Genomic DNA, 23,305 nt, shown 5'->3' with positions numbered 1-23,305 from the left:
GGCTTCACCTATTTCCTTAAGCTACATTACAAATCACTAGACTCAATCAGAGATCGGATAAGCTCCGACCGGGATAATTTATGCTCTGCGCAATGCTGTTCGACCTTCTCCCAAAGCTCATTAGTTAAGGTTACCGATACTTTTTTCGTTACGCCTATGCTCTTGCGGCCTGCTCCCTCCCGGGGACCTCCTCTTGCAGACATGAACCCTAATTGGCCTTCTTTATTGGAAAGACCTATCTTTAGTTCATTTTGACTCAATTTGTTTTGTCCTCTCTTTTTTTTGATTTAGGTTACCTTTTTCTATATCCTTATTATTATTTTATCACATGATCTTTGAACTTACAATGTTACGAATGGATGATGAACCTGGCATTATACCAAAAAACTGACCATGCAACTACGCAATGGCCAGTTCAATATAAAGCATTTCATGAGTTATACGGTTAAGTCACCACCCGATCACCATTCCACCCGCCGCACCGGCCACCACAACCACCCAGGGCGGAAGCTTCCAGAAGACCAGCATCACGAACAGAATGACAGCCAGGGCGAAGTCCAAAGGCGCGAGAATGGCTGTCGTCCACAGGGGGTCATACCAGGCGGCAAGCAGGATGCCGACCACAGCAGCATTGATTCCGGTTAAGGCTCCTTGCATCCGGGGGCTCCTTCTTAAGCTGTTCCAAAAAGGCAATGCGCCCGCAACCAGCAGAAAGGCTGGCAGGAAAATCGCGAGCGTGGCCACGATGGCCCCGGGAACACCGGCGGTCATTGCCCCAAGATAGGCTGCAAAAGTGAACAACGGACCCGGTACGGCCTGTGTGGCCCCGTATCCCGCCAGGAAATCGGCTTGGCTCACCCAGCCGGTAGGAACAACTTCTTGTTCCAGCAGCGGAAGCACGACATGTCCACCGCCGAACACTAAGGCACCAGAACGATAAAAGCTGTCAAATATCGCCATTCCTCCCGCCTCAGCCGTCCCTCTAAGGAACGGGAGCACTATCAGGAGTACGCCGAACAATGCTAAACAAACGATGCCAGACGACCGGCGGATGGGGATCGGAAGATTTGTCACGTTCTCCGTAGAACTGTGGCGGTACAGCCATAACCCGGCTATGCCCGCTACAGCAATCGTGAGAATCTGGCTGTAGCCCGTCTGCCATGATAATGTAACACCTGTTGCTATAACCGCGATGGCTATTCTTTCCCGGTCCGGGGTCAGCTTCTGCCCCATGCCAAGGATGGCCTGGGCAACAATTGCTACAGCTACGATCTTCAGACCGTGAATCCAGCCTGCACCAGCAATATCATAGCCCTGCAGCAGGAAGGCAAACGCGACCAGCGCAAGGACGGAAGGCAAAGTGAAGCCCAGCCAAGCCACTATACCACCCAGCCAGCCTGCCCGCACCATTCCAATGCCAATCCCCACCTGACTGCTCGCGGGACCCGGTAGGAACTGGCAGAGCGCTACCAGATCCGCATAGCTCCGTTCATCCATCCATCTCCGGCGGCGGATATATTCATTGTGGAAATAACCCAGATGGGCGACCGGTCCGCCGAAGGAGGTAAGACCCAATTGGGCCGATACAAACAGGATCTCAAGTAACGCCCCAGCCTTCCCCTTCCGATGTTCTCCCGGCACCGCCTGCTTCTCTGCTTGCATACTATTGCTCCCTTGACCCTAGAATGTATACCTCATTCCAGATTATCATACGCGTTCAAGCATTGGATAAAAGGTGCAGCAGTGTTTCGTAAATGTTCTGTAAAAATCGGCATTTAAGGAGTCAGCTTGACACTCTCCAGCCGGTCAATCAGCTTACGAAGGCCAACCTCATCCGCTCCATAAGGGCGGACGTCCTCTCCAAGCAGCTTATCAATCTCTTCTCTCGTAAACTTGAAGCTGTAGTTTATTCCTTCATCAGCAAGCGAGTAATTTATAATATCCGCGTTATCAATCAGGCTGAACAGCAAGATCGAATTATGCAGGAGAGGCTCCCGGCTTAAAGCCTGAAGCTCATCGTTCCACATTCCCTTAATATCGTTCACTTTATAATTGATGGTTAATGCATACGGGCGGGAACCTGTTGTCAGCTCAATGCCAGCCCTCTCCAGGCCTTGCGGCAGCGGCATCGCACCAAGCAGCGCTGTGACTTTACTGGCGTCGCCAATATACTTTGTTTTGCTCTCCAGCAGCTGATCCACCGAATAACCGGAATCTGACACTTGCGCCGGGTGCTCCACAGTCTTGGGATTGGCCGTACATCCAATAAGCAAGAGCACAATAACCAGGGTACAAGCGGCCATGCTCCTTGAGGTCGGTTGACGGTATGCGAGAATATGCTTGATCCGGGCCTTTACACTGCTCTCTCCAAAAGCCAGCGGGCTACCCGTCATAAGCCCGCTTCGGCGCACCGAGAAACCGAGCAGGGAGCCTGAGTAGCTGCTTTTAACCTGCGGACCCAGCTTCCGGATCACCGCTTCATCACAGGACATCTCCATATCCTTGCTCATGAGCACAAAAGACAGCCACATCAGCGGGTTGAACCAATGGAGAATGACCAGCAGGAACATAAGCGGCTTGACCAGATAATCCCGTCTGTCAATATGAGTCTGCTCATGCAGCAGAATATGGGACAGCTCCTGTTCACTCATTCCGGCCGGAATGTAGATCCTTGGCTTCAAGAAGCCGAAGACGAAAGGAGTCATAATCTGGTCGGTCTCAAAAACATGCCCCTTCACAAGGGTTGCCGTACGGACTCTGCGCATGATTCTTACATAAGAGAACACGCTGTACAGCAGCAGTGTTATTGCGCCTATCAGCCAGATCATGCTGCCGGCCCACAGGATGATCTGCACCCGATTCACGCTTGCTGCAGGTGCAGCCGGCGGAAGCAGGCTGTTCAACAGACTTCCCGCAGAAGCCGTTCCGGTGTCCACCGCAGGCTGCGCCTGCATGCCCATGTTCTTCGGAACGAATTGCATCTGTCCTGTGCCGGACGAGCCCGCAGGCCCTGCCAGCTTCAGGATACTGAAGCTTGAAGTGAAGCTGACCGGAAGGATAAGCCTGATCATTACTGCTGACCACAGCATATAGGAGAAGATTTTGGGAGCGCGCCGCAGCAGGATTCTCGCCAGCATCACGGCAACGGCCACATAACTGGCGGTAATGCTCATGTTCAGAATACTGATCCACAGGTCCGTCATTGGGAAGCCTCCTCGATAATCCTCTTCAGCTCCGCCGCTTCCTTGGCCGATAATTTCTTATCCCCGAGAAAAGCGGTCAAAAACTGCGGCAACGACCCGCCAAAGGCTTTGTCCACTACCGTCTGACTTTCGTGCCGCAGAGCCTCCGACTTCGGGATGACGGCTGTGACCATTGCCCCCTCATTCCTCAGAATCCCCCGCTCGCATAGCTTTCTTAATACGGTATAGGTCGTGGACTTCTTCCAGCCCAGCGCCGAGAGACTCAGCTTCACGAGCTCTGTAGAATTAATAGGCTCATGATCCCAGATAAGGCAGGCGAATTTATATTCTGCATCGTATAATTTGTACGGTTCCATTCCGTTCACTCCTTATAAGTTTATTGTAGTAGACCTAACGATGTTAAGTCTATTGCAGTAAACCTATATTGTCAAGGATCCTCCCTCGGTAACCTCACACAAAAAAGCCGGAACCGCCTGATTGCTCAGGGGTCCCGGCTTCTTGATTATAACGGTACTTCTTACGGACGTTCGATCCAGATATAGCCGTCATCATCCACTTCAACCGTGGCGTGCAGGCCTTGGGCCAATACACGCAGCGGCACATAAGCATCTCCGTACTCATCTACGGATACCGCTTGCGGAAGCTTGACGGTCTTGCCGGCAATCTGGGCCTGCGCGGAACCGATTTTGAATACGAGCTGATCGCCGTATACATCGTCAGTAACCTTGATTGCCCGGTTAGCTGCATCCCACTCTACAGTAGCATCCAAGTCCTCAGCAATATAACGCAGTGGAACATAAGTCGTACCATTGTCCACGATTGGATAATAATAGTCATCATCCGGTGAGATCATCAGACTCTTGGAGGTAATGGCCATCTCCTCTTTGAGCAGCTTATAGACGGATGAATTGGCATCGAAGCTTCTCAGCGTCTCACCCGGCGTAAGATCTCCCTTGGAATAATCAATTGCGCCTGTCGTGCTGATCGGATCAGCCGTTACCGGACCGTTCACATTCCAGGTCTCGGACACCAGCTTCATCTTGATGCTCTGCAGCGGCAGATATTCATCGGCCGGAAGAGCAACATTGAAGTCGATGTTCTGTTTGCGGACATGGAAGCCGCTATCCACGAAGATATCTGCAGTCAGCTTCGTATCCTTGCCGAGAACAGTCTTAAGTTCAGGGGTCGATTCATAGAGGTTCTCCAGTTGCTTGTCATAGACCAGCAGCAGGGCATCTACAGCCAGCTTCGCTGCATCATGCACTACGGTGACTACCCCTTCTTTGTCCTCCAGCGGAATATCGCCGAGACCGATGCTGTTCAGATCTTCAGCTCTGTCTTTAATCAGCGGATACATGTAATCATACAAACCGCTGATCAGGGCAGTGAAACCTTCGGTATCCTTAGACACAGATCTCAGGAAGCTCTTAAGCAATACCGGAAGCTCTTCCCCTGTAATTTCCGTATGTAGCTTCGTCAAGCTGGTTGGCTGGCCGTATACGGATTCATTAACTGATGTAACTGTGATCGCACCCGGATTCGGAAGATTCTTGATCATAAACTGGGAGGCCAGCTTAGTGAATTCCAAGGTCTTGGCAGGATCGGTTGCTTCCAGGCCAAGCAGCATTTCATTGCTCTGAAGCGGCATGTAGAACGGCTGCTTCGCGCCTTCTGCAGTGAAGACCAGGTTCTTCTGGTCCGTGAAGAGGGAGAAAGGAATCTTGAACTCCTTGTAACCCACAACTCCCGTGGCCGAGACATTGCCGTTATCCTGAACCTTCACATGGCCGAGCGTAAGCGATAAGGAATTAATAAGATCAACAACTTCCCGGTCCTCTGCGGTGATGCCTGCAGCCGGAACAGCGCTCAGGCTCATCGTAGTGCTGGATTCAGACGATTTGACATCCAGATCCCCCAGCAATGCCTTATTGACATCGAAGCCGCCAATCGCTTGGCAGCCTGACAGAATCAGCAGCAGGGCGAGAATCGGCACCAGCCATTTGGTTCTTGCTTTCATTTTCTTCATAGCATGTCTCCTCTAGCTCATAATTTGGCAACGTACCCATCATCTCAGAGGAGCATGAATTTGTAAATACAGCACCCGGAAATGATTAACGCTCATACGCTAAATAAACTCCGCCATTCTATAAATACCCATTCTTTGAAAAAGAGAAACTTTACCAACGCAAGTATTGCTAAATGGGCCGGATAAAAGCACCACCAGACCCAGCGCGGCAGACGCTTCTTCTCCAGCAGCACCCAAAAACCCGGGGTCAGCGCAATCAGAAGGGTCGGAATGATGCTGGCCATCTGCACCAGCCAATTATAATAGAACAGATAGAATACATTCAGTGCCAAATGAGCCAGCACCAGCACATAAGAGCGGGTATAACGGAAGATCAGCACCAGCAGCAGGCCGTAAGCGTTGTAATCGAGCGGCAGCGCATCCATCAGCAGCACAGCTACGGCGACTACCGGAAGGCCAGCCCACAGATTTGGCAGCTTATCAAGCAGGGCAAGGACTAGCGCTGAGATCAGCAGGGTGAAGACAACATTCCAGCCTCCCGGATGAATCGCCAGATTGTACGGAATCTGTGCCAGCACAGCGATGACAAGCAGCCGCCGCAGATAGCGGGGTCTGGAGGAGGTATGGATATAGCCTTGCGCCAGCGCGTAGCAGTAGATCGGGAAGGCAATTCTCCCCACATATCTCCAGGCAAGCTCCCCCGGGAAAAAGATCAGCCCAACGTGGTCAATCAGCATGGTCAGCATGGCAATAATCTGCATCTGTAGCCTCCTGTACTATATAAATTGAACTAATGGTTTTTATGTTTTGGGATTAGCCGTGACTCCAGAGAAGTTTTGGACTTCCGGCCGCTGTTGTCTGCAGATTTCATGATTTTTACCGTTTTTAACGGTTGAAATCCGCAGACAAAGGCGGTCGCTACCGCTCCTCCAGTTCCAAAATTCCCCTCCGCCACTTTTCCTTTAACTTAAATTTTAGTTCAATCTATATAACATGAAATATAAAGCACCTTAGGTGCTATTATCCATGCCAGAGCCGGATGCTGCAAGCTGCGCGGGAAGACTTGTACGACAGGCAAGCCGGAGCCGCTCCCTCTGGAGCAGTTCCGGCCCGGCTCTCTATCCTATATCATGCCTATTACGCCGTCTTCGATTTGTTATAGATATCAAAGCCTACGGCCAGCAGCAGCACCAGTCCCTTGATTCCCTGCTGCCAGTCTACGCCTAGGCCGACGAGCGACATACCGTTGTTCATAACTCCCATGACCAGACCGCCGATGATCGCGCCGACCACGGTTCCGATTCCCCCGGAGGCAGAGGCTCCGCCGATGAAGCAGGCAGCGATGGCATCCAGCTCGAAGTTCGTACCGGCCTTAGGGGTGGCTGAGTTCAGGCGTGCCGCGAAGACCAGACCGGAAAGGGCAGCGAGTACACCCATGTTGACGAATACCCAGAAGGTCACCCGTTTGGTTTTGACGCCGGAGAGGCTTGCCGCCTTCTCATTGCCGCCCAGGGCATAGATATGCCGCCCCATGGTCATGTGGTTCATGACGAAGGAGTAAATCACGATCAGCACCATCAGAATTACAAGAATGTTAGGAATCCCGTTATATTGCGCCAAAACATAGGTAAACAGGTTGATGACGATCACCAGCGCAGCGGCCTTAGCAACAGACATCCAAGCTGGCGATTGCTCGAAGCCGTACTTCACCGTGATCCGGCGGCTGCGGATTTCCTGATAGATCACCAGCAGCGACAGCAGAACGCCGATGATCAGGGTCAGCACATTCAGCGAACCTACGCTTGCGACATCGGGAACGAACCCGGAGCTGATCTTCTGAAACGTCTTCGGAAAAGGTGCAATCGACTGCCCGTTCAGCACAATCATCGTAAGGCCCCGGAACAGCAGCATGCCCGCCAGGGTCACTATGAACGCCGGGATTTTGACATAAGCGACCCAGAAGCCCTGCCAGGCCCCGACCAGCGCGCCCATCAGCAGCGAGATCACTACGGCCAGTACCGGATTCAGCTCCATATCCACCATCATAATGGCCGACAGGGCGCCGATGAAGGCGGCTACCGAGCCAACGGAGAGATCGATATGACCGGTGATGATCACCAGCACCATCCCGATGGCCAGCACCAGTATGTAGCTGTTCTGCAGAATGAGATTGGTCACGTTCAGCGGCTTCAGCAGAATGCCGTCGGTCATAATTTGAAAGAATACCGAAATAAAGATCAAGGCAATGATCATGCCGTATTGGCGGATATTTTTTTTGAACAGTTCACTAATGGCTCCCATGCGGTGTTACCCCCTGCTTCGTGTCATGAATTTCATCAAAAGCTCCTGCGTGGCGTCCTTCCGCTCCACTTCCCCGCTGATCCGCCCTTCGCACATGGTGTAGATCCGGTCGCACATCCCGATAATTTCCGGCAGCTCGGAAGAGATGACCAGCACGCCCTTCCCCTCTGCGGCAAGACTGTTGATGATGGAATAAATTTCATATTTGGCCCCGACATCGATTCCACGGGTAGGCTCATCGAGGATCAGAATGTCCGGCTGAGCGTAGATCCATTTGCTGAGCACCACCTTCTGCTGGTTGCCGCCGCTGAGATTCACGGTTTTTTGCAGGATGCTGGGGGTCTTGATATTCAGCTTCTTACGGTATTCCTCCGCGACCAGCACTTCCTCATTCTCATTAATGACGCCATGGCGGGAGAGCTTCTTCAGGCTGCTCAGTGAAATGTTCCGCTTAATATCGTCGATCAGGATCAGGCCGTAATGCTTGCGGTCCTCAGTCACGTAGGCCAATCCGCTCTCAATCGCCTGGCTGATATTGTTCAGGTGTACTTCCTTGCCGTGCATAAAAGTCTGGCCGCTGATCCGCTTGCCATAAGACTTGCCGAACACACTCATCGCCAGCTCCGTGCGCCCTGCGCCCATCAGCCCGGCAATACCGACCACTTCGCCGCGCCGGATGTGGAGATTGATCTGATCCAGCATTTTGCGGTCTGCCTGCGTCTCATGATAGACATTCCAATCCCGGATCTCGAAGATCGTCTCACCCAGATTCGGTGTGCGCTCAGGATAACGGTTCGTCAGATCGCGCCCGACCATGCCTTTGATAATGACATCCTCAGTAACGGCATCCCGCTTCATATCCAGGGTCTTGATGGTCTGTCCATCCCGCAGAATCGTGACGGAATCCGCTATCTTCTCGATTTCGTTCAATTTGTGGGAAATGATAATCGAGGATATCCCCTGCTTCTTCAGCTCCAGAATGAGCAGCAGCAGGTTCTCGCTATCATCCTCATTCAGCGCCGCTGTCGGTTCATCGAGTATGAGCAGCTTCACTTCCTTGGAGAGCGCCTTCGCAATCTCTACAAGCTGCTGCTTGCCGACACCTATCGTAGAGACTCCTGTAAACGGCGATTCCTTGAGGCCGACGGTGGTTAGCAGCGCCTTGGTCTTGACCGTCGTTTCGTTCCAGTTGATCACCCCGCGCCTGGCCTGTTCATTGCCGAGGAAGATGTTCTCCGAAATCGACAAATACGGAATCAGCGCCAGCTCCTGATGGATAATGACGATCCCCAGGCCCTCGCTGTCCTTGATATCCTTGAACTTGCATACCTGCCCCTGATACAAGATATCCCCTTCATAGGTTCCATGCGGATACACTCCGCTCAGCACCTTCATCAGCGTAGACTTGCCTGCCCCGTTCTCTCCGCAGAGGGCGTGGATCTCGCCTGCCTTCACCTGCAGATTGACTGACGAGAGCGCTTTGACGCCAGGGAATGTCTTCGTAATGCTTTTCATCTCCAAAATAATTTCACTCAAGTGCCCCTCACCCAGCTTTCCTTGTGACTGTGCAGCGGTTCTCCGGCGGCGTTCCTGCTTCACAGCTGCCGCCGGGTACCCGCTAAACCTGCGGCTCTGACGGCTATTGTCCCAGCTGCTCCTTGGTATAGTACCCGCCGTCTACCAGCACTTTATCCACGTTGCCCGCATCCACAGAGACCGGCTCCAGCAGGTAGGACGGGACGATTTTGACCCCATTGTCGTAGGTGGTGGTATCGTTGACTTCGGCTTCGGTTCCCTTCAGCACACTCTCGGTCATCTCCACCGCCTTCTTGGCCAGCTCGCGGGTATCCTTGAATACGGTCTGGGTCTGCTCTCCAGCAAGAATGGACTTCACGGAAGCCAGCTCGGCGTCCTGTCCGGTAACCACCGGAAGCTTCTTGTCGCCGGAGCCGTAGCCTATGCCCTTGAGTGAAGACAGGATACCGATGCTGATGCCATCGTAAGGAGACAAGACGGCGTCCAGATTATCGCTTGCATAGTTCGCGCTCAGCAGGTTATCCATCCGTGACTGGGCGGCAGCCCCGTCCCAGCGCAGCGTAGCTACCTTATCCATCGTAAGCTGCTTGCTGCGGACCACCAGCTTGCCGGAATCGATATACGGCTTCAGAATCGACATGGCGCCATCGAAGAAGAAATAGGCATTGTTGTCATCCGGCGATCCGCCGAACAGCTCAATGTTGAATGGTCCCTTACCGTCCTTCAGGCCAAGCTTCTCTTCGATGTAGGAGCCTTGCAGCACACCCACCTTGAAATTATCGAAAGTCGCATAATAGTCTACGAATTCACTTTTTTTAATCAGACGGTCATAGGCAATCACCTTAACATTAGCGTCATGTGCCTTCTGCAGCACATCCGTTAGCGCCTCGCCGTCAATTGAAGCGATTACAATCGCGTTCACGCCTTTGGTAATCATGTTCTCAATCTGCGACACCTGATTCTCCACCACATCCTCCGCGTATTGCAGATCCGTGCCGTAGCCCAGCTTCTCGAACTCCTTGACCATGTTGTTGCCGTCATTCACCCAGCGCTCCGAAGATTTGGTCGGCATCGCAATGCCCACCTTGCCCTTGGATGTGTCCCCGCCGCCGGAAGAGCTGCCAGCACTGCTGGATGAATTACCGCTGTTGCCGCATGCAGATAAGATGAGTACCATTGTTAGCAGAAGCGTGATCATTGAATATCTTTTCATTCCTGCACTACCCCCTGAACTATTCTGTTGTCTTCCACAGGTGTTCCCGTGTGACAAATCGAGTATAGCAACCGGGAGCAGATTCCGTATTTACACTGAGGCTACTGTTTTTGTGAAAATGCAACTTTATATATGCAAAAAGGAATGCCCCCTCGCTTATAGATAGCTGCGAAAGCATTCCCCACTATTAATCAGATCTTCTATTACTTGCGTACCTCAGCCTGCACCCCTTTACGGAACTGCAGCGGAGCCACACCGGTCTGCTTCTTGAAGGCGGTGCTGAAATAGTGCTGGGTCTCATACCCCGACTGCTCCGCCACCTCGCTAATACTGAGCTCGGTTGAATGCAAAAGCTGGGCGGCCCGGCGGATACGGGTCTGGGTCAGATACGTGCCGAAGGATTCGCCCAGCTCCTGCTTGAACAGGCGGCTCAGATAGACCGGGGAGGCTTGAAGCAGGCCAGCTGTGGCCTCCAGGGTAAGCCCGTATTCGCTGTAATGCTCCTGGATATGCTGCTTCGCCCGGCGGACGAGCGGGGACAGCGGCTGCTCCTTGACCAGCGCCACCCGGCAGCTCCGGTAGGCGGCGGCCAGCTCTGTAATCTCTCCTTGGATCAGCCGGTTGCCGACTTCAACGGCGATTTTGAGATGGCTGCGCACAGCGGCCTCCACTCCGGCCAGGATGCGCTCACCGGCGGCATCCCACAGCAGGATAACAATCAGTCCGGCGGCGTCCCGGAACATCACCTTGGGATACGGGTCCAGCAGCTCGGCGGCGATATTCTCGATGGCGAACAGGAAGAGCTGCCGCTCCTTCTCCTTCATCGCCGGATGCTGGCCCTCCCACCTCCAGCGGATGATGCCGATCAGCTCCGGCCGCTGCGGCGGAAGCTTAAGGAATTGCAGCTGCTCCCTGATCTCCGCCTGGCTCAGATTGCCGTCCAGCCATTCCTGGCAGAAGCGCTCGCGCAGCAGCGGGAAGTTCTTCATCAGCTGCCGGGAGGCCTGCTCCAGATGCTGGCTCTGCTGCCGCTCGGACTCCAGCTCATCGCGGACGCCCCGCAGCACCTGCATCAATTGCTTCGGCTCCGCAGGCTTGAGAATATAATCATTCACCTGCAGCCGGATCGACTCCTGCGCATAAGCGAATTCATCATGGCCGGTGATCACAATAATCTTGCAGCCGGGCAGCGCTTCCCGCAGCCGCTTCATCAGCTCCATGCCGTGCATAATCGGCATGTTCAGATCGACTAGAGCGATATGAATGGCATGCTCCACGGCCAGCTCCAGTGCCTCCTCCCCGTCTTCTGCCTCTGCGGACACCTCCATGCCGAGGCTATCCCAGTCCACGCATTGCCGGATGCCCTCCCGGATAATGCGCTCATCATCGGCAATGATTACTTTCCATTTGTCTACCATCTGCGGATCCTCCTCCTCTGTCCTAGTACTTCTCAGGGTAACTCTCACGAACAACCGGATGACGCACGGTTACAAGCGTCCCCTGTCCCGGCTCGCTCTCAATCTGGATACCATACGGCTCCCCATAGGTCAGCCTGATCCGCGCCTGCACATTCAATATGCCGTACCCGCTTCCAGCGCTGCCTGTTCCAGCCATGTCCGTCTCCGTACGCTCCAGTTCTTCTGTGCCAACGGCTTCAAGCCGCTGTCTGAGCTCCTTCAGCTTATCCGCAGACATCCCCGCGCCGTCATCGCGTACGGTAAGATACAGCTCGCTGTCCCGTTCCACGACTGCAATGTAGAGGTGTCCTGGGCCGCGCCGCTCCTTGATGCCGTGATAGATCGCGTTCTCCACCATCGGCTGCAGCAGCAGCTTAAGCACATACAGCTCCTGTAAGTGCGGCTCCACTTCAATGGAATAGGTCAGCTTAGTGCTGTAACGGACATGCTGGATTTTCAGATAGCTGACGATATGCTCCAGCTCATCGGAGAGCGGTATGATATCGCTCCCTTTACTTAAGCCCAGCCGGAACAGCCTGGACAGGGACTGGACCACCTCGGCGATATCCTCCGCCCCCTTGCTGCGGGCCATCCAGTGAATCGTATCCAGCGTATTGTACAGAAAATGCGGCTTGATATGCGCCTGAAGACTGCGCAGCTCCGCCTCACGCTTTTGCCGCGCCTGAAGCTCGGTCAGGGATAGCAGCCGGCCAATCTGGGCCAGCATTGTATTGAAGCTGCGGCCGAGCAGCCCGATCTCATCGGAACGGCTGCCCCAGTAGCGGATCGTCAGATCGCCGGACTGCGCCTTGCTCATGAAGGAGGCCAACTGGCCGATAGGACGGGAGATCGAATAGGCCAGATAGAACGAAGCGGTCATGCCCAGCATACAGACCACAAATACAAAGGTGACAACATTGAACGTAATCTCGCGGATTCCATAAGCCGACTCATCCATCGGGAACACGCCCATCGTGGTCCAGCCGGTAAACGGCGAGGTCCGGTAGATCAGCTGAAGCTTGCGGCCGTCTACGGTCTCCGAGGTTATGCCCGAGGACTCGGTGAACAGACCTGCCGGGATGGTACGCATTAAAGGGTGCTGCGGTGCGTAAATCATCTCTCCGCGATTGTCCACCACCGTCAGATATCCGGTCTTGCCGAGCGTGACATCTCTGGCCGTCTCCGCGATCACCCGCAGCTTCAGATCCACCAGCACCACGCCCTGCACCACCTGCGTCTCAGGATTCACAATGGCCCGTACAGCCGAGACTACCTCGCTCTCCTTATAGTCCACATGGGACCTGACCGCACGGCCATACGGATGCCCGACGATCAGGAAAATCCCCTTATTCTCTACCGCCTGCTTGTACCAGCTCTCCTCCGTCAGCCGCGTACCGGAACGGGTATACATCTCATTGCTGATAAAATCACCTTCACGGTTGACCAGCATGATGCCGGCAATCTCGGAGCTGAGTGTGGTGAAGCCCTGCAGAAATTTGCGGATATTGTATTCCGCCGATTCCCCGTTGCCTGCTGCGGGGTCCGGCTGTGCCGGAGCCGGCGACTCTCCCTTGAGGAACTTCTGGACGCCCGGATCGAACGAAATCAGGTATGTAATTTTCTGCAGATTCTCTACGTCACTCTCAATGGCGGTATTCACCTTGCGGATGAGCTGCATCGTGTTCTCAGTGCTCTGCTCCTCCACGATCCGGTCCACCGTCCAGCCAATCAACAGCCCCAGTCCAATGGAAGGCAGGATGCTAATCAGCAAAAAGTGAATAATCAGCTTATAGCGGATCGGCATATTATTCAGCTTCAGCTTCTCCATGCTCACGCCCGTCTTGCGCATCCCAGCCTCCCCCTCTGCCGCCTATTTGGCATAATAATTGTCCACATTCTGCCGCGTGACCACATCAATTCCGGTATCTACAGAATCGGGGACAGGCAGGGGCTTGTTATTGGCATAGGCCTCAGGGTCAGCCTCCAGATCACGGTGCAGATGAAACAGCTCAGTCAGCGACCAATACCCCATATTCCAGGTGCCCTGGGCCATGGTTGCGGCAATCTTGCCTTCCTTCACCAGATCGAGTGTGCCCTTATCCGTATCGAAGCTGATAATCTGCGGGACCGGTCCGCTGCCAGGGGTGGCATCAACAGCTTCCGCGACCCCGATGCCGCCATTACTTTCCGTGGCAAAAATCCCGGCCAGCTGCGGATACCGCACCAGCAGCTGCTCGGCAGCCTCCCTGGACGCCACCTGATCTCCCCGCCCATCCTTGACCGCCACCAGCTTCATCTGCGGGTACTTGCTGCGGATTGTATCCGAGAAGCCGTCCGTCCGCTCCTGATGATTATGCTGATCCGGTGTGGTGATAATGGCGACCTCGCCTTTGCCCCCGGTCAGCTCAGCCATCTTATGCGCCGCCTGCGTTCCGGCATTATAGTTGTCCGTTCCCAGGAAGGAATACGCCTTGCTGCCCTCAGCGCCCGAATCAAACAGCACCACCGGAATGCCGCTCTCCACAGCCTTGTTAATCGTCGCTGTAAGCAGCTTGGAATTCACGGCCGAGATGGCAATTCCCGCCGGCTTCTTGGCGATGGTCTGCTCCAGCACTGTCATCTGTTCACTCGCGTTGTGCTGGGTGGAGCCGTGATACTCGACGGATACATTAAGCTCCTCGGCGGCGTCCTCGAAGCCCTTTAGCACGCTTTTCCAGTAATCAATACCGATCTGGAACGTGACCATTACGTACTTGTCCTCAATATTCCCGCGCAGTCCGGTAGTCTCCCACGGGTCTGCCGCGTTCCCCTGCTGCTTGTAATTCAGCACGTAGAGCACGAAGATGCCGATTAGCAGCACATAGACAAGCCAAAGCTTTTTCACATATGTAACCCCTTTCATAACGATGAATACCGAAGGCTCATAGCCCCCAGGTTCTTCCATCTATGTCCAATCTAGTCTACTGGCTTGGCAGCCATTCCGTCAATTACGTTACAGTGCCTATAGTTAAAAACTCGTTATCTGATGCGACATTTTATGTCGTACCGCTTGTTCTATACTGGACAGGTACCAACAATTCAATGAAACGAGGATTACAATAATGTCAAAAACCAAACGCGGACGGGTACTCTGGACCCTTCCTTCCCGTGGACGCGGCACCTGCCCGGTCTGCGGGTCCACCCGAATCAAGCTGCTCTACACCAAAATAAAATCCGACGGCACAGCCCTGAAGGTCTGCAAGCGCTGTGACAAGGCGACGCAGGTTAGAGTAGACGCAGCAACCCGGTAAAATGGCGCAAGGATGCCTCCTAAGCTTCATGCTACGTGCATGGCTGCCGGACAGCATCCTTGTTTCTTGTCGGGAACGGCCGTACTGGTCTTACGAGTCATCACCAGCTATACTGGAGGCTGACAGGAAGGAGCGGGAGCCGTATGAGCCATATTCACCGGATTCAGTGGTTTGACCAGCAGATCCGCCAGCTTGCTTATCCGAACAGCAGCAAGCTGGCGGAGCAGTTTGAGATTTCCAGACGCCAGGCGCAGCGGGATATTGAATACCTGACAGAATCCCTGCGGGCTCCGCTCCGGTATGTGGCGAAGCAGCGCGGATATATATACGAGGACAACAGCTTCGTGCTACCTCATCTGTACATTACGGACGAGGAGCAGCGGGTGCTTAAATATCTGGCTTACCGGTATAGTCACTATGATTACGAGAATGCCCAGAGTATACGTAAAGTAGGGAGCCTGCTGGAGCGGTTCACCGAGCAGCCTCTTACGAACAGGGAGCTTAAGCTGCCTGTCTTTGAAGTGAATGCCCACCGCATACAGATGATGGAGATGCTGGAGCAGGCGATCCTGGCCCGCAGGGTGGTCCATGTTCTCTACCGGAACGGGCAGGACACTCCGCAGGAGTTGTATCTCTGCCCCCAGCAATTAAGCCGGCGGGTAGAGGAAGATTATCTGGTGGCCGCTGTGGAGGGCGACGGACGGAGTGAGTATTTCAGCCTGTCCGGCATCCGCCAGTTAACGCTGACCGGCAGGGTCTTCATACCTGGAGAGGATGACCCGGCAGCACCGGCGGAGCAGGCCAGACCCTTGAAGCCATTCACGGCTAGAATCCGTATGAACGGAGTGCCTCAGGATAGCTCATGGGGTGGTTATCGGCTTCGCGCCGCCGCTGAGGAGGTCTATGAGGTTGATTTTTATGATACCAGCGCGTTCATCGCACAATTACTCCAGGCGGAGTGGAGTGCCCTCCTGTCCCCCAAATGGCTGAAGGACAAGCTCCGCAGCATCTGTGAGGCAGCAGTGAGACGGCTGGATGAACAGGAGAATGAACAGTGAGCAAGCGAACAGGCGTAATTCTTGACGTTCAGATGAAGCGTGAATCCAAATCTTTTACCGATGCGCTCTATGCCGTAGTGACTGCCGCCGGGTTATTCGAGGGACCGAAATTCATGCTCTCGGGGCTAAGCGGCATGGCCTTCAAATTCACCGTACACGAGAAACTCCTCCCCTTGTCCGTTACGGCTTATGGGCAGTGGGGCAGAGAGCATAGTCCAGCCGTCGATAACCTCGGCATCTTCTTCCAATATGACGGCGGGAGAACCAGACATGCTTCGTTCGGGGAGTATCAACGGATCGCTATTGACAGTGTCAAGCAGAGTCTGGACCGCGGCCGGGCCTGCATCTACTGGATACCGGAATTCGGCGTGATTCATGGTTATGATGAGGACGACCGGGTGTTCTATGTACAGGATGGCTGGTCCGGCGAGACGCAGGTTGTACTGTATGATAACTTCGGCCTTAACTTCACGCCCTTCTGGGATTGTAATTTTATAGGAGAGCACGTGAAGATTCCGCTGCAGGATGCTGTGCTGGAGTCGCTTCGGCTTGCACTGGAGGATTGGGAGACTTCTTACAAAACATTGCCCGACCTAAGCATCGCTTCTGGCCGCCTGGCCTACAGCTTCCTGATCCGGGCGCTACAGCAGGGCGGGTTCGACAGTAACGGTGCTGTCTACATCCTTGAATCCTTCCAGACATCGCGGATCGAAATCTCCGCTTATCTGCGGGAGGTTCAGTCTGTATTGCCAGGGCTGGAGGAGGTTCAGCGCTTGTATGCTGAGCTGGTGAAGGGGCTGAGGGGTCCGCTCGCAGCTGCAATCTCAGAGAATAACAGTGGCAAGCTGCTGAACCAGGAACAACTTCCGTCCCTCTGCTCTGCTTTGAAGAAGGCCTTGGAGATGGAGGAACGGGCGATGCAACAGGTTTCAACAATTTCAGGCCAGTATCCTGACCTGAAGCGGTCCACATTACCAAGATGGGGGGCACATACCGCACGATGAATGACTATCTTAGCAAACAAGCTTCAGGTTCTGCTGATCAGCCCCGTGTGCCGCTCTCTTCTTCTTTTGCAGATGCCATGCACCAGGTCCTGTCGGCCAAAGGCTGGTTCAGCCTGCCCGTTCATATGCTGTCCGGCATGACAGCCTTATGTTTCCGCCTGTCCGTGCACAGGCAGCTTCACCCGGATTCAGCTACAGCTTATAACTGGGCGGCTGAACATTTCGTAGCGGCAGATCTAATCGGCATTATCGCCAGCCAGGGTGCAGGCTTTAACTTCAGCCCTACCTTCCCGCTCTATCAGAAGCAGGCCGTTGCGGCAATCCGCCAATCACTTGAGCAAGGCACCGGCGTTGTTTGCTGGAAAGACCAGTTCGTGGTCATTACACGCTGTGATGATAGGCGGCAGCTCTTTTACTATAAGGAGCTGAATTCAGCCGCTGAGCACGAACTGCCTTACGAGCAGCTTGGGAAGAATGATTCACCTTATTGGTACGGCCAGATCTATGAAGGTCAGATCCAAAAGGATATGCTTCAGGTAATCCGGGAGTCCTTCATTCAGGCGGTGTACAAGGCAGAGGTTCATGATCCGATGCTGCCGGAATCGGACTATGCCTGCGGCCTTAAGGCCTATGATGCTATGCTGGAAGCGCTGGAAGACAAGACCTATGATGCTGCCGGAGCCTATAAGACGCTGGTCTTCTATGCAGGCATGAAACAGGATACGGCATCCTACGCCAGAGAAGCCAGCCTGTACTGGCCCGAGCTCGAAGGCATTGCCGAACATTATACGGCTCTAGCCGCTGTCTATAATGAAATTACAGACGCTCTTAACGAGAGGCCTGTGCTAGCTCCAGAGGCACCATGCTCCATTAATGCTGAGGGCCTGCTGCCGCTCCTCCGGGAAGCCAAGCGTATCGAGACCGCAGCGATCCAGTCCATCCGCCTGCTGCTCCGTGAGCCGATCGAGAACCGCTTCCATGATGTGGGACTGCGCTAAGCCCTGACGGAGTGCTCAGAACATCAGCGACTCCGCGTATTTCTCCCCTTCCAGCAAATCGTATTCGACCAGACGGTAGTCATTCAGCAGCACCTGCTGCTCAGGGGTCAGCTCCTTCAGAATTCCGGTATCGCCCGGCCCGATTAGCACCTTCTTGCTAAGTCCCGGAATTTCAGCCCGTACCTGCTCCAGCAGCTTGTAAAAGGCTGGAAGTGTCTGCCCGGATAACCGGAAGACCGCAGGGCCGAGAAAGGCCGGGCTAAGTGTCCCGAGCGGCTCCTTCCCGATCTCAAAGTTAGCAAGTACCAACAGCTTCGTCTCATGCTTCAGCCTTGGCTCCTGATCCCAGCCTGCTGCGGTATAGATCCCGGCGCTGAGCGCAGGCAGATGATCTCCCCAGAACACCGCAATGGTGGGCCGCTTGATCTTCACCAGCTCCTGCTGGAGATAAGCCATGGCCTCGTCTGTCAGCTTGGTGTCCTGTATATAAGTCTCCAGTTCATCCTTCTGCTCCGGCAGGCCGCCCTGGACGGTGATCGTGTTCGGTCCGTTCACGCCTTTGACGAATGGAAAATGATTCTGCATCGTCACCAGGTGCAGGAATGCCGGGCCCGAAGCCGCTTGTAGCTGCCGGACTGCCTCCTGTACTGACGCTTTATCCGAGACATACCCCTCTGGAGTCAGGCGGTCAGCGTCCGGCAGATCCTTCTCACTCGTGAAGCGGTCGAAGCCCAGCACCGGATAGACATGGTTCCGGTTATAGAAGGTCTCATCGAACGGATGCAACGCCAGTGCCTCATACCCTCTGTCCTTCAGAATACTGACGATCGACGGCAGGGAGGACATTTTGACGATGCGCTGTTGATAAGGAATCGTTCCATCCCCCAGAAAATACATCGACAGCCCGGTCAGGGCCTCGAACTCCACATTAGCCGTATTGCCGCCGAATTCCGGGGACAGCAAATAACCGGACGGCGTCTGACCCGCCACCCCATGGATGAACTTCAGCGGATCTTCGCTTAATGTATACCCAGGCAGGCGCGTAGGGTCGAAGAATGCCTCATTCATCATAAACAGGATGTTCGGCTGTTCCTCCGGCGCGGCCTCTACCTGCACATCCGGCAATGCCGAATACTTGGCAGCTACCGCTTCAACCGCTTCGCGGCTATAGCCCTCCGGCTTGTCCATCAGGCTCTGCCGCAGATTCCCGGCGAACGCATACACGAACCCGTTCTGCGTATAATTCACCTTCTGATTCCAGAAGATGTTCTGATAGCTCATCGCTGCAACAACCGGAGATTGACCGGTGACCAGCACCAGAAACCATGCGCTGAGCCCTACAGAGATCCCTGCCAGCGTCACGCGCAAGGACAGTCTGATCCGGTTCTTCGGCAGCTTGATAATCATAACGACCAGACCGGCAACCAGCAGAACAGCGGCCCCTATAGCAAGCGGAGAGATCATCCCGCTGGTAATCTTGCTCATTCCTTCGGCATTCTTCAGCAGCATCAGATCCCACGGAAACAGCGGTTCGCCTCTCGTAGCCAGCTTCTGATCACTGGCAATCCCCAGCAGCACGAACAGCGCCGAGACCACCGCCGGCCCCGCATACGCATTCGGTACAATCACTGAACTTAAGAGCAGGATGAAGAAAATAAACAGACTTCCTGTACAATACAGCCAAGGATAAGCGCTAACCCACTTTAACGCATGAAGCACATCCATCCGAAAAGAAGCAGCCTGCAAAAACAAATTCAGCCCAAACCCAACAGCCAGTAAAATGATTAATAAATACGACAAACGCTTCGATGGCAATAACCGTGACAAGTTCATTCACTCCTAACTATTAAAGGAGTAGTATACGCCTTTAAGCTTAAAACCGCCTTAAAATTCAGTAGCCAATTGGGCATACCCTCTGTTGATCTCCTGCGTCACCATGATTTGGATAGGAAATGTGCGCTAGATTTTCCCGCAAAAAAGAGCAGCATCCAAACATCAGACGCTGCTCTGTTCTCTCTTTTCTTTTCTACTCTCATCCCAGCGGGATAGCTTGAATTTGTAATATACACTCAGGGGGAAGTGGCGGAAGAGAAGTTTGAACTGGAGGAGCGATAGCGTTCGCCTTTAGGTTTGTATTTCTACTGCGAACAGCAGTTTAAATCAGGAAATACAAACCTAACAGCGGCCGGAAGTCAAACCTTCTTTGCAGCCACGGATAACCCCTGAGGGGGTTTTACCGCTTCAAGACATCCCCCTACTTCACGTATATCCGGCTGCTCTCCTCCCAATATTCCCCAGGCTCCAGCCCGAACAAGCCGATGTCATCAGCAGGCAGATCCACCTTCGGGGCGTTCACCAGGTTGATCTGCGGCTCTGGGCAGAAGAAGCCCTCGGTCGCGCCGTTGTTCCAGATCATCCATTGCTTATACGAGGTGCCCACATCATATACCAGTGTAACTCCTGCCTTACTGTCAGTAAGCTCCATCCGGTTCCGTCCATTCTGGGCGGCTGCGGTATAGTGGTTGTCCATTGAAGCATAGAACGGATACACTCCTTCGCCGCGCAGAGCCACTTCATCAGCAGTCAGCTCCTGGAATTTGCCTGTTGGCAGCATCCGGTCGCTGCTCAGCTCCCAGCGCTCACCGATAGTCACCTTGACGCGGTAATCCTGCGCGCTGCTGCCGGGTGCGAACGGTGCATTAATCGCAGTATGGAACGCCAGCAGGCATGGCATCAGCACATCGCCATCATTGTGGACCAGCAGCTGCTGGGACAGGCCGCCTTCACCGAGCGTGTAGCGCAGCTTAACCGTGTATTTGAACGGCAGATACTGATAGGACGGATGGTTCTCATCCACCTTGATAGCTACAGTGACGAAGCTATCAGTTGTGCCGGTGCCGAATTCCTCTACCTCCCATGCAGCTGTATGTAGGAAGCCGTGCAGATGATTGCCGGTCTTGGCTTCATTGACGGGCAGATGGTAGGTCTGTCCGTTCCACGGGAACTCTCCATCCTCATAACGGTTCGGTGGAAATAACACAGGAATGCCGTGAATCCCCGGGTTCGCCTTGAACGCTTCCATCTCCTCCGCGCCCGGCTCATGCAAGAAACGGTAACCACTATCAGTATCACGGAAGCAGATCAGATTCCCGCCGATGCCCGGCAGAATAGCGGCTTCATAACGGCCAGCCTTTAGCCAGATGGCAGCTTCGCCCTCATAGTGTCCTTCAAATGCTGTAATCGGTGTCATTACATTAATCTCCTTCCATATGATCAAAATGACTCTCTCATAGATAGAGTACCACATCTGCCGGAATGGCAACATGCCATTTTTACAGCTGCTCCACTTCGACACTCATGACATGCTCAATTTTTTTCACATCATAATAGACTTCCGTAGCATAATCCTTGTCTGGCGCAGAAACGACCATGTCGATCATCTGCCTGCCATCCTCGAGATCCTTGATCTTCATCCGCCGGATGGTGCGGCCGGTTTTGCGCGTTTTGCGCTGGTCGGTAATGACATTCCGCTGCTCAATCTTCTGGATCACATCCGTCAGAATATAGTTCGGTTCCATAATGATTTTGATGGAGATCTCGTGCTTGTTCAGCACTTCAGGACCGATGGCTTTGATGAGTAGAGGCACGGCGTTAACCGCGAACATAAGCAGTATAACCGCGTAACCCGCCTCTACAAAAAAGCCCGCGCCGACTGCAATCCCGATGCCGGAAGCCGTCCAGATGAGCGCCGCCGAGGTCAGCCCGGAGATGGCATCACCGCCTCTGCGCAGAATAACACCCGCTCCCAAAAAACCGATACCGCTGACGATCTGCGCCGCCAGACGCATCGGGTCCATGCTAGGATGCTCCGGTCCGCCGAATTTGTCATACGCATGAATGGATACCAGAGTTACCAGACAACTGGCGATGCTAATGACCATACTGGTCCGGATTCCCAGCGGTTTCTGTTTCAATTGGCGGTCAATGCCGATGAACAGCCCGAACAGCATGGCCACCAGCAGCTTAATGATTGATTCCGTATGCAGCAGGTCCATATTCATAATTCATTTCCCTCCTTCCTCGCCCGTCATGGCACATAGAATCAGTATACCTGAAATGCGCTGCAATCTTTACTGAAATTTTCTGCTGCCCGAGCAAAAAAAGAAACGGACGCCTATCCCCGCTAACCGGGAACTCCAGGCAGTACTGCCTGAGGCTCCGGCAAGGAACATCGTCCGCTTCAGAGAACACTTCACATATCCCATCATATGAGCGATGAGTGACTTATAGAAGGATTAGCCGTGCAGAAGCGATTCCGCTCCGTCACAGTAGATTTCTGTGCCCGTGATGTGATCCGAATCCTCAGAAGCGAGGAACAGCGCCAGCTTGGCCACCTGATCCGGACGCCCCGGCCCCTTCTCCAGCGGCTGCCCGCCATCCGGGAATTCCACTGCAATCTGCACTTCCTTAAGATCATCCGAAGGATAGGTATTATCATCGATATTCGTGGTAATCGCACCCGGACAGATAGCGTTTACACGAATCTTATACTGGGCCAGCTCAAGCGCAGCCATCTTCATAAAAGCCACCTGGCCCGCCTTGGTCGTACTATATGCGGAGAATCCGACATTGGAGAATACCCGGTTGCCGTTGATCGAGCTGTTGATCAGAATGCTGCCGCCCTTCTCCTTAAGATGGGGAATCGCATATTTGACGGTGGCGAAGGTGCCCCGCAGATTAATCTGAATCGTCTGATCCCAGGACTCGATGTCCATCGTCTCAATCGGTGTCATGGCCCCGTTGATCCCGGCATTGGCGAAGACCACATCAAGCTGTCCCCACTTCTGGACAACCTGCTTCACAGCATGCTCCACCTGCGGCGGATCAGCGATATCGCATTCAAACACTGCAGCTTCCCCGCCCTCCTGCCGGATCTGAGCGGCCACCTTCTCCGCATTCTCCACCGTCCGGTCCAGAAGTGCCACCTTGGCCCCGCTTCTGGCGAACTCCAGCACAGATGCCCGGCCGATGCCCGAGCCGCCTCCTGTAACGATCGCTACCTTGCCTTCCAGTTTCTTCGCATTCATATGTGTAGTCGCCTCCATTGGTGTTTGATGTTCAAGTCAAGTTCTTTCCCTTAACTTTACCTCTCATACCTGGAAATGAATCGGACCATAGTGCCTGAAATGGAAAAAAAGCTCGACCCGCTGCCGGACAAA

20 protein-coding genes are annotated in these 23,305 nt (G+C 53.9%); 4 read left to right on the top strand and 16 right to left on the bottom strand.

Annotation, left to right across the window (positions count from 1 at the left end):
- Positions 1 to 26 precede the first annotated feature (26 nt).
- From ACFSX3_RS10890 to ACFSX3_RS10835, 12 genes are all read right to left on the bottom strand, one after another.
- Entirely contained in the window at positions 27 to 203 is a 177-nt protein-coding gene (locus tag ACFSX3_RS10890) for a ribbon-helix-helix protein, CopG family (protein ID WP_209985569.1), read from the bottom strand.
- Positions 204 to 450: 247 nt separating this feature from the next.
- The gene (locus ACFSX3_RS10885; protein ID WP_209985566.1) at positions 451 to 1,662 is read right to left on the bottom strand and encodes a chromate transporter; all 1,212 of its coding nucleotides are present in this window, start codon (positions 1,660 to 1,662) and stop codon (positions 451 to 453) included.
- Between the two features lie 113 nt (positions 1,663 to 1,775).
- Entirely contained in the window at positions 1,776 to 3,203 is a 1,428-nt protein-coding gene (locus tag ACFSX3_RS10880) for a M56 family metallopeptidase (RefSeq protein WP_209985563.1), read from the bottom strand.
- Entirely contained in the window at positions 3,200 to 3,559 is a 360-nt protein-coding gene (locus ACFSX3_RS10875) for a BlaI/MecI/CopY family transcriptional regulator (RefSeq protein WP_209985560.1), read from the bottom strand. Before ACFSX3_RS10875 ends, ACFSX3_RS10880 begins: the two co-directional genes overlap by 4 nt.
- A gap of 161 nt (positions 3,560 to 3,720) precedes the next feature.
- Positions 3,721 to 5,229, bottom strand: a complete 1,509-nt coding sequence (locus ACFSX3_RS10870) for a copper amine oxidase N-terminal domain-containing protein (RefSeq protein WP_209985557.1) — start codon at positions 5,227 to 5,229, stop codon at positions 3,721 to 3,723.
- A 92-nt stretch (positions 5,230 to 5,321) separates the two neighbouring features.
- Positions 5,322 to 5,990 (bottom strand): TraX family protein, encoded by a 669-nt coding sequence (locus tag ACFSX3_RS10865; RefSeq protein WP_209985555.1) that lies wholly within the window; start codon positions 5,988 to 5,990, stop codon positions 5,322 to 5,324.
- A 376-nt stretch (positions 5,991 to 6,366) separates the two neighbouring features.
- Positions 6,367 to 7,530 carry a multiple monosaccharide ABC transporter permease gene (gene mmsB, locus ACFSX3_RS10860; protein ID WP_209985552.1) on the bottom strand — a complete coding sequence of 388 codons (1,164 nt, stop codon included), beginning with the start codon at positions 7,528 to 7,530 and terminating at the stop codon, positions 6,367 to 6,369.
- 6 nt (positions 7,531 to 7,536) lie between these two features.
- Positions 7,537 to 9,066, bottom strand: a complete 1,530-nt coding sequence (gene mmsA, locus ACFSX3_RS10855; RefSeq protein ID WP_209986364.1) for a multiple monosaccharide ABC transporter ATP-binding protein — start codon at positions 9,064 to 9,066, stop codon at positions 7,537 to 7,539.
- A gap of 103 nt (positions 9,067 to 9,169) precedes the next feature.
- Positions 9,170 to 10,279 (bottom strand): multiple monosaccharide ABC transporter substrate-binding protein, encoded by a 1,110-nt coding sequence (gene chvE / locus ACFSX3_RS10850; RefSeq protein ID WP_379256688.1) that lies wholly within the window; start codon positions 10,277 to 10,279, stop codon positions 9,170 to 9,172.
- Between the two features lie 203 nt (positions 10,280 to 10,482).
- Positions 10,483 to 11,697, bottom strand: a complete 1,215-nt coding sequence (locus tag ACFSX3_RS10845; protein WP_209985548.1) for a response regulator transcription factor — start codon at positions 11,695 to 11,697, stop codon at positions 10,483 to 10,485.
- A 22-nt stretch (positions 11,698 to 11,719) separates the two neighbouring features.
- On the bottom strand, positions 11,720 to 13,585 hold the full coding sequence (locus ACFSX3_RS10840; protein WP_209985545.1) for a cache domain-containing sensor histidine kinase: 1,866 nt from the start codon (positions 13,583 to 13,585) through the stop codon (positions 11,720 to 11,722).
- Between the two features lie 21 nt (positions 13,586 to 13,606).
- A complete protein-coding gene (locus ACFSX3_RS10835; RefSeq protein ID WP_209985542.1) occupies positions 13,607 to 14,620 on the bottom strand; it encodes a substrate-binding domain-containing protein in 1,014 nt (337 codons plus the stop codon).
- A gap of 217 nt (positions 14,621 to 14,837) precedes the next feature.
- Between ACFSX3_RS10835 and ACFSX3_RS10830 the strand changes: the two genes are divergently transcribed.
- From ACFSX3_RS10830 to ACFSX3_RS10815, 4 genes are all read left to right on the top strand, one after another.
- Positions 14,838 to 15,026 carry a hypothetical protein gene (locus ACFSX3_RS10830; RefSeq protein WP_209985541.1) on the top strand — a complete coding sequence of 63 codons (189 nt, stop codon included), beginning with the start codon at positions 14,838 to 14,840 and terminating at the stop codon, positions 15,024 to 15,026.
- A 143-nt stretch (positions 15,027 to 15,169) separates the two neighbouring features.
- Entirely contained in the window at positions 15,170 to 16,084 is a 915-nt protein-coding gene (locus tag ACFSX3_RS10825; RefSeq protein ID WP_209985538.1) for a helix-turn-helix transcriptional regulator, read from the top strand.
- Entirely contained in the window at positions 16,081 to 17,088 is a 1,008-nt protein-coding gene (locus tag ACFSX3_RS10820) for a hypothetical protein (protein ID WP_379256692.1), read from the top strand. The genes ACFSX3_RS10825 and ACFSX3_RS10820 overlap by 4 nt, the downstream gene beginning before the upstream one ends.
- A complete protein-coding gene (locus ACFSX3_RS10815; protein WP_209985533.1) occupies positions 17,085 to 18,086 on the top strand; it encodes a hypothetical protein in 1,002 nt (333 codons plus the stop codon). The genes ACFSX3_RS10820 and ACFSX3_RS10815 overlap by 4 nt, the downstream gene beginning before the upstream one ends.
- 15 nt (positions 18,087 to 18,101) lie before the next feature.
- Here ACFSX3_RS10815 and ACFSX3_RS10810 read toward each other — a convergent pair whose 3' ends face one another.
- From ACFSX3_RS10810 to ACFSX3_RS10795, 4 genes are all read right to left on the bottom strand, one after another.
- Complete coding sequence (locus tag ACFSX3_RS10810) at positions 18,102 to 19,913, bottom strand: LTA synthase family protein (RefSeq protein WP_379312864.1); 1,812 nt, start codon at positions 19,911 to 19,913, stop codon at positions 18,102 to 18,104.
- Between the two features lie 427 nt (positions 19,914 to 20,340).
- Positions 20,341 to 21,336, bottom strand: coding sequence for an aldose 1-epimerase (locus ACFSX3_RS10805; protein ID WP_209985527.1), 996 nt, complete (start codon positions 21,334 to 21,336; stop codon positions 20,341 to 20,343).
- Between the two features lie 82 nt (positions 21,337 to 21,418).
- Complete coding sequence (locus tag ACFSX3_RS10800; protein WP_209986359.1) at positions 21,419 to 22,141, bottom strand: MgtC/SapB family protein; 723 nt, start codon at positions 22,139 to 22,141, stop codon at positions 21,419 to 21,421.
- 240 nt (positions 22,142 to 22,381) lie between these two features.
- Complete coding sequence (locus ACFSX3_RS10795; protein WP_209985523.1) at positions 22,382 to 23,173, bottom strand: SDR family oxidoreductase; 792 nt, start codon at positions 23,171 to 23,173, stop codon at positions 22,382 to 22,384.
- Positions 23,174 to 23,305 lie beyond the last annotated feature (132 nt).

The organism is Paenibacillus rhizoplanae (genome assembly GCF_042684125.1).
Classification (GTDB): Bacteria; Bacillota; Bacilli; order Paenibacillales; family Paenibacillaceae; genus Paenibacillus_AQ; species Paenibacillus_AQ rhizoplanae.
Note: the sequence above shows the minus strand (reverse complement) of the source record. Positions and strands in the feature narration are given on the sequence as shown.

Excerpts from the sequence above, each read along its gene's own strand:
- ACFSX3_RS10890 (WP_209985569.1), bottom strand. The coding sequence starts at position 203 with ATGTCTGCAAGAGGAGGTCCCCGGGAGGGAGCAGGCCGCAAGAGCATA.
- ACFSX3_RS10885 (WP_209985566.1), bottom strand. The coding sequence starts at position 1,662 with ATGCAAGCAGAGAAGCAGGCGGTGCCGGGAGAACATCGGAAGGGGAAG.
- ACFSX3_RS10880 (WP_209985563.1), bottom strand. The coding sequence starts at position 3,203 with ATGACGGACCTGTGGATCAGTATTCTGAACATGAGCATTACCGCCAGT.
- ACFSX3_RS10875 (WP_209985560.1), bottom strand. The coding sequence starts at position 3,559 with ATGGAACCGTACAAATTATACGATGCAGAATATAAATTCGCCTGCCTT.
- ACFSX3_RS10870 (WP_209985557.1), bottom strand. The coding sequence starts at position 5,229 with ATGAAGAAAATGAAAGCAAGAACCAAATGGCTGGTGCCGATTCTCGCC.
- ACFSX3_RS10865 (WP_209985555.1), bottom strand. The coding sequence starts at position 5,990 with ATGCAGATTATTGCCATGCTGACCATGCTGATTGACCACGTTGGGCTG.
- mmsB (WP_209985552.1), bottom strand. The coding sequence starts at position 7,530 with ATGGGAGCCATTAGTGAACTGTTCAAAAAAAATATCCGCCAATACGGC.
- chvE (WP_379256688.1), bottom strand. The coding sequence starts at position 10,279 with ATGAAAAGATATTCAATGATCACGCTTCTGCTAACAATGGTACTCATC.
- ACFSX3_RS10845 (WP_209985548.1), bottom strand. The coding sequence starts at position 11,697 with ATGGTAGACAAATGGAAAGTAATCATTGCCGATGATGAGCGCATTATC.
- ACFSX3_RS10840 (WP_209985545.1), bottom strand. The coding sequence starts at position 13,585 with ATGCGCAAGACGGGCGTGAGCATGGAGAAGCTGAAGCTGAATAATATG.
- ACFSX3_RS10830 (WP_209985541.1), top strand. The coding sequence starts at position 14,838 with ATGTCAAAAACCAAACGCGGACGGGTACTCTGGACCCTTCCTTCCCGT.
- ACFSX3_RS10825 (WP_209985538.1), top strand. The coding sequence starts at position 15,170 with ATGAGCCATATTCACCGGATTCAGTGGTTTGACCAGCAGATCCGCCAG.
- ACFSX3_RS10815 (WP_209985533.1), top strand. The coding sequence starts at position 17,085 with ATGAATGACTATCTTAGCAAACAAGCTTCAGGTTCTGCTGATCAGCCC.
- ACFSX3_RS10805 (WP_209985527.1), bottom strand. The coding sequence starts at position 21,336 with ATGACACCGATTACAGCATTTGAAGGACACTATGAGGGCGAAGCTGCC.
- ACFSX3_RS10800 (WP_209986359.1), bottom strand. The coding sequence starts at position 22,141 with ATGGACCTGCTGCATACGGAATCAATCATTAAGCTGCTGGTGGCCATG.
- ACFSX3_RS10795 (WP_209985523.1), bottom strand. The coding sequence starts at position 23,173 with ATGAATGCGAAGAAACTGGAAGGCAAGGTAGCGATCGTTACAGGAGGC.